Below are 16,372 nucleotides of genomic sequence, written 5' to 3' on the forward strand. Positions count from 1 at the left end.
CGAGCTACCGAGCTGCTCCACCCCGCGTCGGTGAACACGAATCTACGCGACTTCAACCGAATCACCTAATCGCCTCCCCTCCGGCCCCCGCCGGCGGGGCCGACTGGCCCGACCGGGGCCCGGAAACGCCGAAGGGCCCCGAGGCTTGATGCCTCCGGGCCCTTCGTCTTCGTAGCGGGGACAGGATTTGAACCTGCGACCTCTGGGTTATGAGCCCAGCGAGCTACCGAGCTGCTCCACCCCGCGTCGGTGAACACGAATCTACGCGACTTCAACCGAATCACCTAATCGCCTCCCCTCCGGCCCCCGCCGGCACCGTCCGCGATGCCGGCACGGGCCCGGAAACGCCGCAGGGCGGCCACCCCCTGAGGGGTGACCGCCCTGCGATCAGTGACCTGGGCCCCTCCCGCCCGGTGACGGGCGGGAAGGGGGACTCAGCCGGTGTACGGGCCGTAGTCGTAGTCGTCCAGCGGAACCGCCTGGCCGGAGCCGGCGCCGAAGGGCGACAGGTCGTAGTCGTCGTAGCCGACGGCCGAGTACATCGCGGCCTTGGCCTCCTCGGTCGGCTCGACCCGGATGTTGCGGTAGCGGGGCAGACCCGTACCGGCCGGGATGAGCTTACCGAGGATGACGTTCTCCTTGAGGCCCAGCAGCGGGTCCGACTTGGCGTGGATCGCCGCGTCGGTGAGGACCCGGGTCGTCTCCTGGAAGGAGGCGGCCGACAGCCAGGACTCGGTGGCCAGCGAGGCCTTGGTGATACCCATCAGCTGCGGACGGCCGGAGGCGGGGTGACCGCCCTCGGCGACCACGCGACGGTTCTCGGTCTCGAAGCGGCCGCGCTCGACGAGCTCGCCCGGGAGCAGCTCGGCGTCGCCCGACTCGATGATCGTCACGCGGCGGAGCATCTGCCGGATGATGATCTCGATGTGCTTGTCGTGGATCGACACGCCCTGCGAGTTGTAGACCTTCTGGACCTCGGCGACCAGGTGGACCTGGACGGCACGCTGGCCCATGATGCGCAGGACGTCGTGCGGGTTGGTGGCACCCATGGTCAGCTTCTGGCCGACCGCGACCGCCTCGCCCTCGCTGACGAGCAGCTTCACACGCTTCGAGACCGGGTAGGCGATCTCGTCGGTGCCGTCGTCCGGCGTGACGACCAGCTTGCGGGTCTTCTCGGTGTCCTCGATGCGGACCCGGCCCTGCGCCTCCGAGATCGGGGCCACACCCTTGGGGGTACGGGCCTCGAAGAGCTCGACGACACGCGGCAGACCCTGGGTGATGTCGTCACCGGCCACACCACCGGTGTGGAAGGTACGCATGGTCAGCTGGGTACCGGGCTCACCGATGGACTGGGCGGCGATGATGCCGACCGCCTCACCGATGTCGACCAGCTTGCCGGTGGCCAGCGAACGCCCGTAGCACATGGCGCAGGTGCCGACGGCCGACTCACAGGTCAGGATCGAGCGGGTCTTGACCTCGCCGATGCCGTGGCGGATCAGCTCGTCGATCAGCACGTCACCGAGGTCGGTGTTGGCGGTGGCAAGGAGCTTGCCGTCCACCGTGATGTCCTCGGCGAGCATCCGGGCGTAGACGCTGGTCTCGACGTCGTCGGCCTTGCGCAGCACGCCGTCCGCGCCCACGGAGCCGATCGACAGCTTCAGGCCGCGCTCGGTGCCGCAGTCCTCCTCGCGGATGATGACGTCCTGGGAGACGTCGACCAGACGACGGGTGAGGTAGCCGGAGTCGGCGGTACGGAGGGCGGTGTCGGCCAGACCCTTACGGGCACCGTGGGTGGAGATGAAGTACTCCAGCACGGACAGGCCCTCACGGAACGAGGCCTTGATCGGACGCGGGATGGTCTCGTTCTTCGCGTTCGACACCAGACCACGCATACCGGCGATCTGGCGCATCTGCATCATGTTTCCACGAGCACCCGAGTCGACCATCATGAAGATGGGGTTCGTCTTCGGGAAGTTCTCGTTCATGGCCTCGGCGACCTCGTTGGTCGCCTGGGTCCAGATGCCGATGAGCTCCTGCTTGCGCTCGTCGTTGGTGATCAGGCCGCGCTCGTACTGACGCTGGACCTTCTCCGCCTTCGCCTCGTAGCCCTCGAGGATCTGGGGCTTGTTCGGCGGGACGACGACGTCCGAGATCGAGACGGTGACACCCGAGCGGGTCGACCAGTGGAAGCCGGACGCCTTCAGGTTGTCCAGGGTCGCCGCGACGACGACCTTGGGGTAGCGCTCCGCCAGGTCGTTGACGATCGCGGAGAGCTGCTTCTTGCCCACCTCGTAGTCGACGAACGGGTAGTCCTCGGGCAGCAGCTCGTTGAAGAGCGCGCGGCCCAGGGTGGTGGTCAGGCGGAAGGGCTCGCCCTCGTACCAGGACGACCGGCCGTCCTCGTCCACCGGCGGGGTCCAGCCGCGCGGCGGGACGGTGCCGGCCTGGAGGCGCAGCTCGATCGGGGCCTGCACGTCCAGGTCGCGGGCGTCGAAGGCCATGATCGCCTCGGCGGTCGACGAGAAGGTGCGGCCGGCGCCCTTCACGTTGTCGCGGTCCGAGGTCAGGAAGAACAGACCGAGCACCATGTCCTGGGTCGGCATGGTGACGGGGCGACCGTCGGCCGGCTTCAGGATGTTGTTCGAGGACAGCATCAGGATGCGGGCCTCGGCCTGCGCCTCCGCGGAGAGCGGCAGGTGGACGGCCATCTGGTCACCGTCGAAGTCCGCGTTGAACGCGGTGCAGACGAGCGGGTGGATCTGGATGGCCTTGCCCTCGACCAGCTGCGGCTCGAAGGCCTGGATGCCGAGGCGGTGCAGGGTGGGCGCACGGTTCAGCAGGACCGGGTGCTCGGCGATGACCTCTTCGAGCACGTCCCACACGACCGGACGGGCACGCTCGACCATGCGCTTGGCCGACTTGATGTTCTGCGCGTGGTTCAGGTCGACCAGGCGCTTCATCACGAACGGCTTGAAGAGCTCCAGCGCCATGGCCTTCGGCAGACCGCACTGGTGCAGCTTGAGCTGCGGGCCGACGACGATGACCGAACGGGCCGAGTAGTCGACTCGCTTGCCGAGCAGGTTCTGACGGAAACGACCCTGCTTGCCCTTCAGCATGTCGCTGAGGGACTTCAGCGGGCGGTTGCCCGGGCCGGTGACCGGACGGCCGCGGCGGCCGTTGTCGAACAGCGCGTCGACGGCCTCCTGGAGCATGCGCTTCTCGTTGTTCACGATGATCTCGGGCGCACCGAGGTCGAGAAGCCGCTTCAGGCGGTTGTTGCGGTTGATGACGCGGCGGTACAGGTCGTTCAGGTCGGAGGTCGCGAAGCGGCCACCGTCCAGCTGCACCATCGGACGCAGGTCCGGCGGGATGACCGGGACGCAGTCCAGCACCATGCCGTTGGGCTTGTTGGTGGTCTGGAGGAACGCGGAGACGACCTTGAGGCGCTTCAGCGCGCGGGTCTTCTTCTGGCCCTTGCCGGTGCGGATGATCTCGCGCAGGCGCTCGGACTCCTCCGCCAGGTCGAAGGTCTCCAGGCGGTCCTTGAGGGCCGCCGCGCCCATCGAGCCGGAGAAGTAGGTGCCGAAGCGGTCGCGCAGCTCGCGGTAGAGCAGCTCGTCGCCCTCCAGGTCCTGGACCTTGAGGTTCTTGAAGCGGGCCCACACCTCGTCGAGGCGGTCGAGCTCGCGCTGCGCGCGGTCGCGCAGCTGCTTCATCTCGCGCTCGGCGCCCTCGCGCACCTTGCGGCGCACGTCGGCCTTGGCGCCCTCGGCCTCCAGCTCGGCCAGGTCGGTCTCGGCCTTCTTGGCGCGGGCCTCGAGGTCGGAGTCGCGACGGTTCTCGATCTGCTGGCGCTCGACCGAGACGTGCGCCTCCAGGGACGGCAGGTCGCGCTGGCGGCGCTCGTCGTCGACCCAGGTGATCATGTAGGCGGCGAAGTAGATGACCTTCTCGAGGTCCTTCGGCGCCAGGTCGAGCAGGTAGCCCAGGCGGGACGGCACGCCCTTGAAGTACCAGATGTGGGTGACCGGGGCGGCCAGCTCGATGTGGCCCATCCGCTCGCGGCGCACCTTGGCGCGGGTCACCTCGACGCCGCAGCGCTCGCAGATGATGCCCTTGAAGCGGACGCGCTTGTACTTACCGCAGTAGCACTCCCAGTCCCGGGTGGGGCCGAAGATCTTCTCGCAGAAGAGTCCGTCCTTTTCGGGCTTCAGGGTGCGGTAGTTGATGGTCTCCGGCTTCTTGACCTCGCCGTGGGACCACTGGCGGATGTCGTCGGCGGTGGCCAGGCCGATGCGGAGCTCGTCGAAGAAGTTGACGTCAAGCACTGGTCGTCAAGCCCTCTTTCGTAAGTCGAGAGTCGTTCAATGTGGTCTGAGGGGGGCCTGGGGGCGGGCCGGCCGCTGCTGCGGCCGGCCCCACCTCCGTCAGACCTCTTCGACGCTGCTCGGCTCGCGCCGGGACAGGTCGATGCCGAGCTCCTCGGCGGCGCGGAACACGTCCTCGTCCGAGTCCCGCATCTCGATGGACTGGCCGTCCGAGGACAGCACCTCCACGTTGAGGCAGAGCGACTGCATTTCCTTGATGAGGACCTTGAAGGACTCGGGAATGCCGGGCTCGGGGATGTTCTCGCCCTTGACGATGGCCTCGTAGACCTTCACTCGGCCGAGGACGTCGTCGGACTTGATGGTGAGCAGCTCCTGGAGTGCGTAGGCCGCGCCGTACGCCTCGAGGGCCCACACCTCCATCTCACCGAAGCGCTGGCCACCGAACTGCGCCTTACCACCGAGCGGCTGCTGGGTGATCATCGAGTACGGACCGGTCGAGCGGGCGTGCAGCTTGTCGTCGACCAGGTGGTGCAGCTTGAGGATGTACATGTAGCCGACCGAGACCGGCATCGGGAACGGCTCGCCGGAGCGGCCGTCGAACAGCCGGGCCTTGCCGGTGGAGTTCACCAGGCGCTCACCGTCGCGGGTGAGGGTGGTGTTGTCCAGCAGACCGGTGATCTCGTCCTCGCGGGCGCCGTCGAAGACCGGGGTGGCGAGGTTGGTGCCGCCCTCGACCTTGTCCGCGCCGATCACCTGGAGGCGCTGGGCCCACTCGTCGGCGAGGCCGGAGACGTCCCAGCCCTGCTTGGCGAGCCACCCGAGGTGGATCTCCAGGACCTGTCCCGGGTTCATTCGGGACGGGACACCCAGCGGGTTCAGGATGATGTCGACCGGGGTGCCGTCCTCCAGGAACGGCATGTCCTCGACCGGCAGGATCTTGGAGATGACGCCCTTGTTGCCGTGACGGCCGGCGAGCTTGTCACCGTTGGTGATCTTGCGCTTCTGGGCCACGTAGACGCGGACCAGCTGGTTGACGCCCGGGGGCAGCTCGTCGCCCTCTTCACGGTCGAAGACGCGGACGCCGATGACCTTGCCGGACTCACCGTGCGGGACCTTCAGCGAGGTGTCGCGGACCTCACGGGCCTTCTCACCGAAGATCGCGCGGAGCAGGCGCTCCTCGGGGGTCAGCTCGGTCTCACCCTTCGGGGTGACCTTGCCGACCAGGATGTCGCCGGTGACGACGTCGGCGCCGATGCGGATGATGCCGCGCTCGTCGAGGTCGGCGAGGACCTCCTCGGAGACGTTCGGGATGTCCCGGGTGATCTCCTCGGGGCCGAGCTTGGTGTCACGGGCGTCGACCTCGTGCTCCTCGATGTGGATCGAGGAGAGGACGTCGTCCTGCACGAGGCGCTGCGACAGGATGATCGCGTCCTCGTAGTTGTGACCCTCCCACGACATGAACGCCACGAGCAGGTTCTTGCCGAGGGCCATCTCGCCCTCGTCGGTGCACGGGCCGTCGGCCAGCACCTGGCCGGCCTCGACCCGGGCGCCCTCGTCCACGAGCACCTTCTGGTTGAAGGCGGTGCCCTGGTTGGAGCGGGTGAACTTGGCGGCGCGGTACGTGGTGTACGTGCCGTCGTCGTTCGCCACGGTGACGTAGTCGGCCGAGACCTCCTGGACGACACCCGCCTTCTCGGCGGAGATGACGTCCTGGGCGTCGACGGCGCAGCGGTACTCCATGCCGGTGCCGACCAGCGGGGCCTCGCTCTTCAGCAGCGGCACCGCCTGACGCATCATGTTCGAGCCCATGAGCGCGCGGTTGGCGTCGTCGTGCTCGAGGAACGGGATCATGGCGGTCGCGACCGACACCATCTGGCGCGGCGAGACGTCCATGTAGTCGATCTCGGTGCCCGGGATGTAGTCGATCTCGCCACCACGGCGGCGGACCAGGACACGCGGCTCGGCGAAGTGCAGGTCCGCGGTCAGCGGCGCGTTCGCCTGGGCGATGACGTAGCGGTCCTCCTCGTCGGCGGTGAGGTAGTCCACCTTCTCGGTGACCACACCGTCGACGACCTTGCGGTACGGGGTCTCGATGAAGCCGAACGCGTTGACCCGGCCGTACGAGGCCAGCGAGCCGATCAGACCGATGTTCGGGCCTTCGGGCGTCTCGATCGGACACATGCGGCCGTAGTGCGAGGGGTGCACGTCACGGACCTCGAAGCCGGCGCGCTCACGGGAGAGACCGCCGGGGCCGAGGGCGGACAGACGGCGCTTGTGGGTCAGGCCCGACAGCGGGTTCGTCTGGTCCATGAACTGCGACAGCTGGCTGGTGCCGAAGAACTCCTTGATGGAGGCGACGACCGGCCGGATGTTGATCAGGGTCTGCGGCGTGATCGCCTCGACGTCCTGGGTGGTCATGCGCTCACGCACGACGCGCTCCATACGGGCGAGACCCGTACGGACCTGGTTCTGGATGAGCTCGCCGACGTTGCGGAGGCGACGGTTGCCGAAGTGGTCGATGTCGTCGACCTCGACCACGATGTCGCGGCCCTCGCCGTCACGCCACTCGGTCTCGCCCGCGTGCAGCTTCACCAGGTACTTGATCGCACCGATGATGTCGGGCTCGGTGAGCACGCCGGAGTCCAGCGACTCGGCGTTGCCCAGCTTGCGGTTGACCTTGTAACGGCCGACCTTGGCGAGGTCGTAGCGCTTCGGGTTGAAGTACAGGTTCTCCAGAAGCGTCTGCGCGGCCTCGCGCGTGGGCGGCTCGCCCGGACGCAGCTTGCGGTAGATGTCCAGCAGCGCGTCGTCCTGGCCCTGGGTGTGGTCCTTCTCCAGGGTGTTGCGCATCGACTCGTACTCGCCGAACTCCTCGAGAATCATCTCGTTGGTCCAGCCGAGGGCCTTGAGCAGCACGGTGACGGACTGCTTGCGCTTGCGGTCGATGCGGACGCCGACCATGTCGCGCTTGTCGATCTCCATCTCCAGCCAGGCACCACGCGAGGGGATGACCTTGCAGGAGTAGATGTCCTTGTCGGACACCTTGTCCAGGGTGGAGTCGAAGTACACACCCGGGGAGCGGACGAGCTGCGACACGACGACACGCTCGGTGCCGTTGATCACGAACGTGCCCTTGTGGGTCATGAGCGGGAAATCGCCCATGAAGACCGTCTGAGACTTGATCTCACCGGTCTCGTTGTTGGTGAACTCGGCCGTGACGAAGAGCGGGGCCGCGAACGTGAAGTCGCGGTCCTTGCACTCGTCAATGGAGTTCTTCGGCGGCTCGAAACGGTGGTCGCGGAAGGTCAACGACATCGACCCGCTGAAGTCCTCGATCGGCGAGATCTCCTCGAAGATCTCCTCCAGACCGGACTTGGTGGGGACGTCCAGACCAGACTCCAGCGCCCGCTCGACCCGGGACTTCCAGGCCGCATTGCCGAGCAGCCAGTCAAAGCTCTCGGTCTGCAGGGCCAGGAGGTTCGGGACCTCGAGGGGCTCCTTGATCTTCGCGAACGAGACGCGAAGCGGAGCGGTGGATGCGGCGGAATTGTTCGAGGCGTTGCGCGGCGCGGCCAAGAGGGGGGTCCTTCCGAGGGCTCGGAGCTCACTACGCGCGTACCAGCCGGGCCTGCTTGGGCTTGGTCCCGCCTCCCTCGCCACTGGCCTCCGCCGGGGTCGGAACCCCAGGTCAGAGCCGCTTTGCGGAGGCGATGCCAGGCCCCTTCAGGGCAACGCAAACTCCGGGCGACGAGTCACGGAGCAGCTAACAGGCAGCGCAAAGGGACAGTGTAGCCAATGGCGACACTGCTGTCCAGCTCTGATTCGGAGACCGAATCGGAGACTCCTCCCGGTAGCCGGCGAGCGCGGACGCCCACCGGGTACTGCTCTCACTCACGTGGAGTCATTTCCCGCCGCGCCACTGGTTATGCATCCAGCGGCGAACCAACCGGGCGGACTCGCGCCTTGAGAATCGCGCGCCGCGCCAGGTTCGTCAAGGGCCCGCCGACGGCGCGGGCCTCGACCTGTCTATCGATCCGGACCCCCTCGGCGTTACAGAAGCCGTGGTGGGGCCGCCCTCGACGACGGTGATCACCATACCTCCCGGCACCGACGGTGCCGAGTGCCCTCTCGGCCACACGGTGGGCCCTGTCGGCCGCCCGGGGGAACCGCTCCGGGCCCGGAAACGCGAAAAGGCCGGGCCGACCACCCGCAAGGGTGATCGGCCCGGCCCTACGCCCCCTCAGAGGGGGCGCGAGATCACTTGACGGTGACCTTGGCGCCGGCACCCTCGAGGGCGGCCTTGGCCTTCTCGGCAACGTCCTTGGCAACCTTCTCCAGGACCTTGGCACCAGCGGTGTCAACGAGGTCCTTGGCCTCCTTCAGGCCGAGGGAGGTCAGGGTGCGCACCTCCTTGATGACCTGGATCTTCTTGTCGCCGGCACCCTCGAGGATGACGTCGAACTCGTCCTGCTCCTCGACGGCCTCGGCGGCGGCACCGGGGACACCGGCGGCGGCAACGGCGACCGGCGCGGCGGCGGTGACGTCGAACTTCTCCTCGAAGGCCTTCACGAAGGCGGCCAGCTCGATGAGGGTGAGCTCCTCGAACTGCGCGAGCAGCTCGTCCTGGGACAGCTTCGCCATGATGGCGTCCTTCCACTAAATCGGCAGGTTGGTGCCGTATGTACGGGTTGGGCGGGCACGGGCCCGCAGCGAGGCGTGAGCCTGCGGATTACTCCGCGGCGGCGTCCTCGGCGGCGGGAGCCGGCGTACCGGCACCGCCCTGCTCGACCTTGTCGCGCAGCGCGTCCACAGTGCGGACGAGCTTCGACGGCAGGGCCTGGAAGAGCGCGGCAGCCTGGGACTGCTTGGCCTTCAGGGCACCCGCCAGCTTGGCGAGCAGCACCTCGCGGGACTCGAGGTCCGCGAGCTTCTTGATCTCATCGGCGGACAGCGCCTTACCGTCAAGGACACCGCCCTTGATGATGAGAGCGGGGTTCTCCTTGGCGAAGTCACGCAGAGCCTTCGCCGACTCCACCGGGTCACCGGTGACGAAGGCGACAGCCGTCGGACCACTGAACAGGTCGTCGAGCTCCGTGATCCCGACCTCATTGGCCGCGATCTTGGTCAGCGTGTTCTTCACCACGGCGTACTCGGCGTTGTCGCCGAGCGAGCGACGCAGGGTCTTGACCTGCTTCACCGAGAGACCGCGGTACTCGGTCAGCAGCGCCGCGGAGGAGCCACGGAACTTGTCCGTGATCTCGGCGACGGCAGCAGCCTTGTCGGGCCTGGCCATAGGCTTACGCCTCCTTCCGTGATGTCGAAGTCGGGCCGACCGCGAAAGTCGACCTGGGTCGCCGTGGACCGACCGGACGGAAGGAAAGCTCCTGCGGAAACGCAATGAGCCCCGGTGCGCAGGCGCACGGGGCTCGTAGCGACCTCAACGGGCGGCCGCGCGGACGCGGTACCCGGAAGTCGAAGCTCCAGACACACCTGCGCGGGCTGCCTGCGACGAAACGCAGATCCTTCGGCCACCGGCTCCCTGACGGGGGCGCGATGACAACCAGCGGTCTTTGGCTTCGGTTAGATTAGCCGGAGCCGGTCGCAAGGTGCAAATCGCCCTCGGACGGAGCAACCGCGGGCGCGCGTCGGGGCGGCTCAGCGGGCCAGCGGGGAGACCGTCCGGACCCCGGTGTCCACGGTGTCCGACTCGGCCGGCGCCTGCGCCGAGAGCAGCGCCCCGCCGAAGTCGGTGTAGAGCACCGAGTCGTCCGCGCTGCCGCTGTCCCCGCTGCCGGTGCGCTGGAGCCGGACCAGCTGGTCCTTGTCGTTGAGCCAGAGGTCCACGGTGAGCGAGAGCGAGCCGCCCGGCGCGAGCGCGGCCCGGAGGCCGTCCCTGCGGGCCTGGGTCAGCTGGGTCTGGGCGGCCGCGTACTTCTCGGCGGTGGTGGTGATCCGGTAGTGCTCGACGGTCGAGTCCTCGTACTTCTCCTCGCCGACGAAGACCGGGTCCGCCCCCTCGGCGGTGGCCGCGGTCAGCGCCTCGACCGGGTTCAGCAGGTCGATCAGCCCGGCGTAGGGGATCTCCTTGTGGCCGTCCGCGTCCGGCGGCACGGTGAAGCGCTCCCAGTGCCTGCCGCCGTTCCTGGCCGCGGTGGCGGCGTCCCCGCCCTGGTAGGCGACGGTGTCCACGACGATCAGCTGCTCGGACCCGGACGGGGTGGAGCGCTTGATCTGGAGCGCGGTCTTGGGCTGCCAGAACAGCGGGCCCGAGCCGGCGTCCTGGCCGAGCCGGTAGCTGACCTTGGCCCGGCGGGCGGTCTGCATGGCCAGCTGGGCGGAGAGCAGCACCCCGTGCGGCGACCGGTCGGTCGGCTTCGCCTGGGCGCTCGGGGAGGCGGCGGCCGGCGAGGCGTCGGTCGGGGTCGGGCCGCCGGACGGCCCGGCGGGCGCGCCCCCGTCGCACCCGCTCAGCCCGCTCACCAGCAGGGCGACGACGGCCGCTGCCGCCAACCGCTGCCGTCCCGCCATCGCCCGTACCCCTCTCGCCCCGGCCCCGTCCGACGGCGGCCCTCGCTCCGGCCACCTTGCCACCCGTCCCCGGCCCGCCCGGTGGCGGCCCCCTCCTCGGGGGCCGCCACCCCTGGCGGATCCACCGGTCGGCCGAATTCGGCCGGGTGATCAGCCGGTGGCGGTTCCGGCGCCCTTGCCCGCCTTCGACAGCGCGGAGGCCTCCGCCACGTCGGACGCGGGCGGGGCTGTGGTTTCCACCCTGGTCCCGTAGTCCGAGTAGAGGACCGAGGCCTTGAAGGCGCCCGCCGCGGTGTCCCCGGTCTCGGTCCGCTGGACCACCAGCTGGTCGGTGTCGACCCACACGTCGATCCGCTCGCTGGTGATGCCGGACGCGGCCAGCTTCTGCTTGATCTGGTCGAGCTTCTCCTGGCTCAGGCCCTTGCCGGACGCCTTGGCGATCTCGTCGGCGTTGAGCACACCGGAGTAGTGGGTGGTGGCCTTGCCGGCCACCGTCTCGTCGCCGACCTCGGTGACCTTGCCGGTCGCGATCAGCCGCCGCACGCCGTCGACCGGGTCCGCGTCCTTGAACTGCTCGGTCGTGCCCCCGGACGCCTTGGCCTGGTCGGCGGCGCTGTAGTGCAGCCAGTGCTTCCCGTCCAGGGCCCCGAGCGCGTCGCCGTCGACGCGCATGTACATCCCGTCCTTGGTGAAACGGTACGACGCGGACTCGCTGCCGGTGAGGACCGAGATGAGCTTGCCCATCGGAGAGCGGGACATGTCCATCGTGAGCTCGCCCTGGAGGCCGTCGGCCCAGGAGACCGCGCCCGTGCCCTTCATCGCGTTGTCGCCGATGGTGATCGTCTCGGTGATCTTCGCCGACTTGGCCGCGCCGGTCTTCTGGGTGACCTGCTCCAGGTAGACCGCCGGGCTCGCCTTCTCCGGCTTGGCGCCACCGGTCGGGGCGGCCGACGGGGTGCCGGCCGGCGTGGTGGCGGCGGCCGAGGTCGGCGCGGCCGGGGCGGCGTTCTTGTCGGCGCCCTTGTCGGCGTTGTCGTTGCACGCGGTCGCGGTCAGCGCCAGGGCGGCGAGGACGACGGCGACGGCGGTCTTGCGGGTTCCAGCCATGATTCCCCCCTTGAGGACCCCGGGCCCTCGATGCGCCCGGGTGGTAGCCGGTCGTGCTGCCGGTGGGCCCGGTGGACGGGCCGCGCCGGATCAGCCGAGCGGCTCGGGCAGGTCGGCCTCGCTGCCGAGGACGCCGACGGCCGGTGCCGCGATCGCGGCGGAACTGCCGCGGTTCGCGTCCGTGCCGGTGACGGCGCCCTTGCTGCCCCCGTGAGATCCGATCGGCCCCGAGAAAGGCCGATTGTCAGCTCTTCTCATGTATTTCTCAGGCGGACTCTAACGGATCGTCGGACGCCCCACCCACCCGATATCCCCTCCCCGTCACCCGCCCGCGGGAGGCGCCGGGTCCGCCGCCCCCGGGACCGAGACATCGGTCGTGGTCACCGTGGTTCCCGCGCTCCCCCGGACCGTCTCACGCAGCCGCAGCAGCTGCCTGCCGGGCCCGACCCAGACGTCGTAGCCGATCGTCGTCACCCCGCGCCGCTGGTACCAGTCCAGCGTGGCGGCGCGCCGCTGCGGGCTCAACTCCTTGTCGCTTCCGAAGAGTTCGGCCACCGGCGCGGAGCCCCGGTAGTGCGCGACGGTGGTCCCGGCCAGTTGCTCGGCGCCGAGCGAGCCGAGGGTGACGCCCTGCGCGACCGCGTACGCCCGGCTGCCGGGGCCGGTGATCAGCGTGCTCGTCCAGCCGCCCGCGAAGCCGCCGGGGCCGGCGCCCGCCCCGGGGTCGACCGACTCCGCGGTGCTCCGCTCCGCGCGCTTGGCCGCGCCGTCCTGGTACACGAGGTCGAGCACGCCGTCCTTCACAGTCAGCCGTCCGCTGCCCAGTTCGTCGGTGACGGTCAGCGCGGCCTCGTCCGACGCACCCCAGACCAGCGAGCCGCTCGCGGTCCGCCGGCCGTCCGGGCCCTCCCGGACCACCTCGATCCGGGCGCTGCCGGCGTCGTCGAGCGCCTGCGCGGCGGCGAGCACCACCTGTTTGGGCGGCACCGGCGCGGGACCGCCCGGGGTCCCCGTGGTCGGGGCGGCCAGCAGGCTGCACCCGGTGGTGGTGGCGAGCAGCAGGGCCGCCACGAGAACGGTGGGGCGAGGGGCGGGCGGCACGGCACACTCCGGCGGTCACAGGTTCTCCACGTGGTCTGACCGCCAGAGCGTACGACGGTTCGGCCGCCCGCTCCTCTCCGCCGACGTCCCGATCCGGCAACCGTTCGGGGAACGACGACGGGCCCGCGCCCCCGGTGAAGGGGGTGCGGGCCCGTCGTACGGACTGCGCTAGAGCACGGGTGCTCAGACGGCGGCCGGGTCCTCCTCGACGAGGAGGTTACGGGTGCGGTTCGGGTCCACCAGGATGCCGGGGCCGATGGTGGTCGAGAACGCGGTCTTCTTGATGTAGCGGCCCTTGGCGGCGGACGGCTTGGCGCGGAGCACCTCGTCCAGCGCGGCGGCGTAGTTCTCGATCAGCTGCTCGTCGGTGAAGGAGGCCTTACCGATGATGAAGTGCAGGTTCGAGTGCTTGTCGACGCGGAACTCGATCTTGCCGCCCTTGATGTCGTTGACAGCCTTGGCGACGTCCGGGGTCACGGTGCCGGTCTTCGGGTTCGGCATCAGACCACGGGGACCGAGCACGCGGCCGAGGCGGCCGACCTTGCCCATGAGGTCCGGGGTGGCGACGACGGCGTCGAAGTCCAGCTTGCCCTTCGCGACCTCGTCGATCAGCTCGTCGGCACCGACGATGTCGGCGCCAGCAGCACGCGCGGCCTCGGCACGCTCGCCGGTCGCGAAGACCAGGACCCGAGCGGTCTTACCGGTGCCGTGCGGGAGGATCACGGTGCTGCGGACCATCTGGTCGGCCTTGCGCGGGTCGACACCCAGACGCATGGCGACCTCGACGGTGCCGTCGAACTTGCTGGTGCTGGTCGCCTTGGCGAGGCGGATGGCCTCGAGGGGGGCGTAAAGGCGCTCGCGGTCGACCTGGGCGTCCGCGGCCTTCAGGGCCTTGCTGCGCTTCATGGCTGCTCCTGAATGATGAATGGAGTTGTGGTGTCACGGGCCTGCGCGGGCCCTACCACGGGGATGGCTGAATCAGCTTTTCCCTGACGGGAAGGGAGGTTCTCAGCCCTCGACGGTGATGCCCATCGACCGGGCGGTGCCGGCGATGATCTTCTCCGCGGCGTCCAGGTCGTTGGCGTTCAGGTCGGGCATCTTGACCGTGGCGATGTCACGGACCTGGGCGCTGGTGAGCTTGGCGACCTTGGTCTTGTGCGGCTCGCCGGAGCCCTTCTCGACACCCGCGGCCTTCAGGATGAGGCGCGCGGCCGGCGGCGTCTTCGTGATGAAGGTGAAGGAACGGTCGTCGTAGACCGTGATCTCCACCGGCACGATCATGCCGCGCTGCGACTCGGTCGCGGCGTTGTAGGCCTTGCAGAACTCCATGATGTTGACGCCGTGCTGACCCAGCGCGGGGCCGACCGGCGGCGCCGGGTTGGCCGCACCGGCGTTGATCTGGAGCTTGATAAGCCCCGTGATCTTCTTCTTCTTGGGAGGCATGTCTCTCCGGGTCCTTCCGAGAGGTGATTGCTGGTGCGTGCGGGACCGGGGCGACACCCTGCCGCCAGCACACACATCGGACCAGGCTAACGCGTTCGCGCCGCTGGACCAAAACGGATCCGGGGCAGGGCCCTCGGCCCCGCCCCGGATCCGAAGACCGTACGACTAGTTCTTCTGGATCTGGTCGAAGGAGAGCTCGACCGGGGTCTCCCGGCCGAAGATCTCGACCAGGCCCTTGACCTTCTTCGAGTCCGGGTTGATCTCGTTGATGGTCGCCTGGAGGGTCGCGAACGGACCGTCGGTGACGGTGACCGAGTCGCCGACCTCGAAGTCCAGCACCTGGATCTCGCTCGGCTTGACCGGCGAGGGCTTGCCGGCGTCCTTGGCCGCCTGGCGCTCGACGTCCGGGGCGAGCATCTTGACGACCTCGTCCAGGGTCAGCGGGTACGGGTCGTAGGCGTTGCCGACGAAGCCGGTGACACCCGGGGTGTTGCGCACGACGCCCCAGGACTCGGGGGTGAGGTCCATGCGCACCAGGACGTAGCCGGGGAGCTTGTTCTGGCGGATGGTCTTGCGGTCGCCGTTCTTGATCTGGACGACCTCCTCCTGCGGCACCTCGGCCTGGAAGATGTACTCCTCGACGTTCAGCGAGACGGCGCGCTGCTCCAGGTTCTGCTTCACCCGGTTCTCGTAGCCGGCGTAGGTGTGGATCACGTACCACTCGCCCGGCATGAAGCGCAGGTCCTCACGGAACTTGGCGACCGGGTCGACCTCGGCGGCCTCCTCCTCGGCGGCCTCCTCCTCGGTCTCCTCCGCGTCGGCCTCCTCGGCGTCGCCCTCCACGTGCAGCGCGGCCTCCTCGGCGGGCTCGCCGGCCTCGGCCTCGTCGTGCGCCTCGGCCTCGTCCTCGTCGCTGTCCGCGGCGTCCACGATCTGCTCGGCGGACTCGACGTCGTCAGCCAGCTCGGCCGCGTCCGGCTCGGCGGCGACATCCGCCTCGCGGACGGTCTCGTCGGCGTCGTACAGGGGGGACTCAGACACGGTGGCTGCTTCTTTCCTGGAGATGGTGAAGGTGGCGCGCTCCTCGACCCGCCCGGTACGCGTCCGCTCGCGCGGGCGCCAGATGAGGTCTCGGAGACTTCAACAGTACCGAGTCCACGGTAGCCGCGCGTACGTCCGGCGCCGACAGCTCGACCCGGACCGATGAATCGGCCCGGGTCGGAAAGCTGTCTACGGAGGTGGGGCGGCCGGTCAGCCGAAGACCCAGAGACTCAGCTTGGAGAAGCCGTAGTCCAGGCCGGCCACGATGCCCATCATGACCACGACGAAGGTGACCACGACGGCGGTGTAGCTGGTGAGCTCGCCCTTGGTGGGCCAGACGACCTTGCGCAGTTCCGCGATGATCTGGCGGTAGAACAGACCGATCCGGGCGAACGCGCCCTTCTTGGCCCGCTTGCCGGACTTCTTCTCGCGGCCGCCGCGCTTGCCCGACTTCTCGCCCTCGGCGGGCGTGGCCTCGGCGGCGCCGTCGGCACCCTCGGGGTTGCCGCTCTCAGGCGTTGCGGTGGAGCCCGTGGTCTCCGTCACTCGTCCTCACCTGAATCCGGGTCCTGCCGAGCTTCGCCGCGCACCAGGTGGGGCACGACCAGTCGGCTAGCGGTGCTGATCGGTGCCATCTCCGCATCAAGCCCGCTCACTCCTGTGGAGCGAACGGGCTGAAAACGGATCTAGCAGCAGGGCAAGAGGGACTCGAACCCCCAACCGCCGGTTTTGGAGACCGGTGCTCTACCAATTGAGCTATTGCCCTACGGTGCCTCGCGGCTCCGGTGGCGACCAACCTACCGCATCTCCCCCCGCCCTTCGTA

Annotated in this window: 12 protein-coding genes and 2 tRNA genes; all 14 read right to left on the minus strand. The window is 69.0% G+C overall.

Features of this window, described 5'->3' with window-relative positions:
* Positions 1-172: 172 nt before the first annotated feature.
* Positions 173-246, minus strand: a tRNA-Met gene (locus ACIQOW_RS05145).
* A gap of 188 nt (positions 247-434) precedes the next feature.
* Positions 435-4,328, minus strand: coding sequence for a DNA-directed RNA polymerase subunit beta' (locus tag ACIQOW_RS05150; protein ID WP_188295382.1), 3,894 nt, complete (start codon positions 4,326-4,328; stop codon positions 435-437).
* Between the two features lie 99 nt (positions 4,329-4,427).
* Positions 4,428-7,904 carry a DNA-directed RNA polymerase subunit beta gene (gene rpoB / locus ACIQOW_RS05155; protein WP_188295381.1) on the minus strand — a complete coding sequence of 1,159 codons (3,477 nt, stop codon included), beginning with the start codon at positions 7,902-7,904 and terminating at the stop codon, positions 4,428-4,430.
* A 681-nt stretch (positions 7,905-8,585) separates the two neighbouring features.
* On the minus strand, positions 8,586-8,969 hold the full coding sequence (gene rplL, locus ACIQOW_RS05160) for a 50S ribosomal protein L7/L12 (protein WP_188295380.1): 384 nt from the start codon (positions 8,967-8,969) through the stop codon (positions 8,586-8,588).
* 88 nt (positions 8,970-9,057) lie between these two features.
* On the minus strand, positions 9,058-9,621 hold the full coding sequence (gene rplJ / locus ACIQOW_RS05165; protein WP_030232356.1) for a 50S ribosomal protein L10: 564 nt from the start codon (positions 9,619-9,621) through the stop codon (positions 9,058-9,060).
* A 362-nt stretch (positions 9,622-9,983) separates the two neighbouring features.
* A complete protein-coding gene (locus tag ACIQOW_RS05170) occupies positions 9,984-10,856 on the minus strand; it encodes a hypothetical protein (protein WP_401079928.1) in 873 nt (290 codons plus the stop codon).
* Positions 10,857-11,006: 150 nt separating this feature from the next.
* Complete coding sequence (locus tag ACIQOW_RS05175; protein WP_401079930.1) at positions 11,007-11,963, minus strand: hypothetical protein; 957 nt, start codon at positions 11,961-11,963, stop codon at positions 11,007-11,009.
* Between the two features lie 90 nt (positions 11,964-12,053).
* A complete protein-coding gene (locus tag ACIQOW_RS05180) occupies positions 12,054-12,221 on the minus strand; it encodes a hypothetical protein (RefSeq protein ID WP_401079932.1) in 168 nt (55 codons plus the stop codon).
* 63 nt (positions 12,222-12,284) lie between these two features.
* Positions 12,285-13,064, minus strand: coding sequence for a hypothetical protein (locus ACIQOW_RS05185; RefSeq protein WP_401079934.1), 780 nt, complete (start codon positions 13,062-13,064; stop codon positions 12,285-12,287).
* A gap of 183 nt (positions 13,065-13,247) precedes the next feature.
* Entirely contained in the window at positions 13,248-13,970 is a 723-nt protein-coding gene (rplA, locus tag ACIQOW_RS05190) for a 50S ribosomal protein L1 (RefSeq protein ID WP_401079936.1), read from the minus strand.
* 102 nt (positions 13,971-14,072) lie between these two features.
* The gene (gene rplK / locus ACIQOW_RS05195; RefSeq protein WP_188295375.1) at positions 14,073-14,507 is read right to left on the minus strand and encodes a 50S ribosomal protein L11; all 435 of its coding nucleotides are present in this window, start codon (positions 14,505-14,507) and stop codon (positions 14,073-14,075) included.
* A 165-nt stretch (positions 14,508-14,672) separates the two neighbouring features.
* Positions 14,673-15,548: a transcription termination/antitermination protein NusG gene (nusG, locus tag ACIQOW_RS05200; protein ID WP_401079939.1), complete on the minus strand. Its 876-nt coding sequence runs from the start codon at positions 15,546-15,548 to the stop codon at positions 14,673-14,675.
* A 210-nt stretch (positions 15,549-15,758) separates the two neighbouring features.
* Entirely contained in the window at positions 15,759-16,094 is a 336-nt protein-coding gene (gene secE / locus ACIQOW_RS05205) for a preprotein translocase subunit SecE (RefSeq protein WP_188295373.1), read from the minus strand.
* A gap of 147 nt (positions 16,095-16,241) precedes the next feature.
* A tRNA-Trp gene (locus ACIQOW_RS05210) sits at positions 16,242-16,314 on the minus strand.
* Positions 16,315-16,372: the final 58 nt, after the last annotated feature.

This window comes from Kitasatospora sp. NPDC091335 (assembly GCF_044757205.1).
Taxonomy (GTDB): domain Bacteria; phylum Actinomycetota; class Actinomycetes; order Streptomycetales; family Streptomycetaceae; genus Kitasatospora.

Coding starts and splice junctions, on each gene's coding strand:
- rplL (WP_188295380.1), bottom strand. CDS start 8,969: ATGGCGAAGCTGTCCCAGGACGAGCTGCTCGCGCAGTTCGAGGAGCTC.
- rplJ (WP_030232356.1), bottom strand. CDS start 9,621: ATGGCCAGGCCCGACAAGGCTGCTGCCGTCGCCGAGATCACGGACAAG.
- ACIQOW_RS05170 (WP_401079928.1), bottom strand. CDS start 10,856: ATGGCGGGACGGCAGCGGTTGGCGGCAGCGGCCGTCGTCGCCCTGCTG.
- ACIQOW_RS05175 (WP_401079930.1), bottom strand. CDS start 11,963: ATGGCTGGAACCCGCAAGACCGCCGTCGCCGTCGTCCTCGCCGCCCTG.
- ACIQOW_RS05180 (WP_401079932.1), bottom strand. CDS start 12,221: ATGAGAAGAGCTGACAATCGGCCTTTCTCGGGGCCGATCGGATCTCAC.
- rplA (WP_401079936.1), bottom strand. CDS start 13,970: ATGAAGCGCAGCAAGGCCCTGAAGGCCGCGGACGCCCAGGTCGACCGC.
- rplK (WP_188295375.1), bottom strand. CDS start 14,507: ATGCCTCCCAAGAAGAAGAAGATCACGGGGCTTATCAAGCTCCAGATC.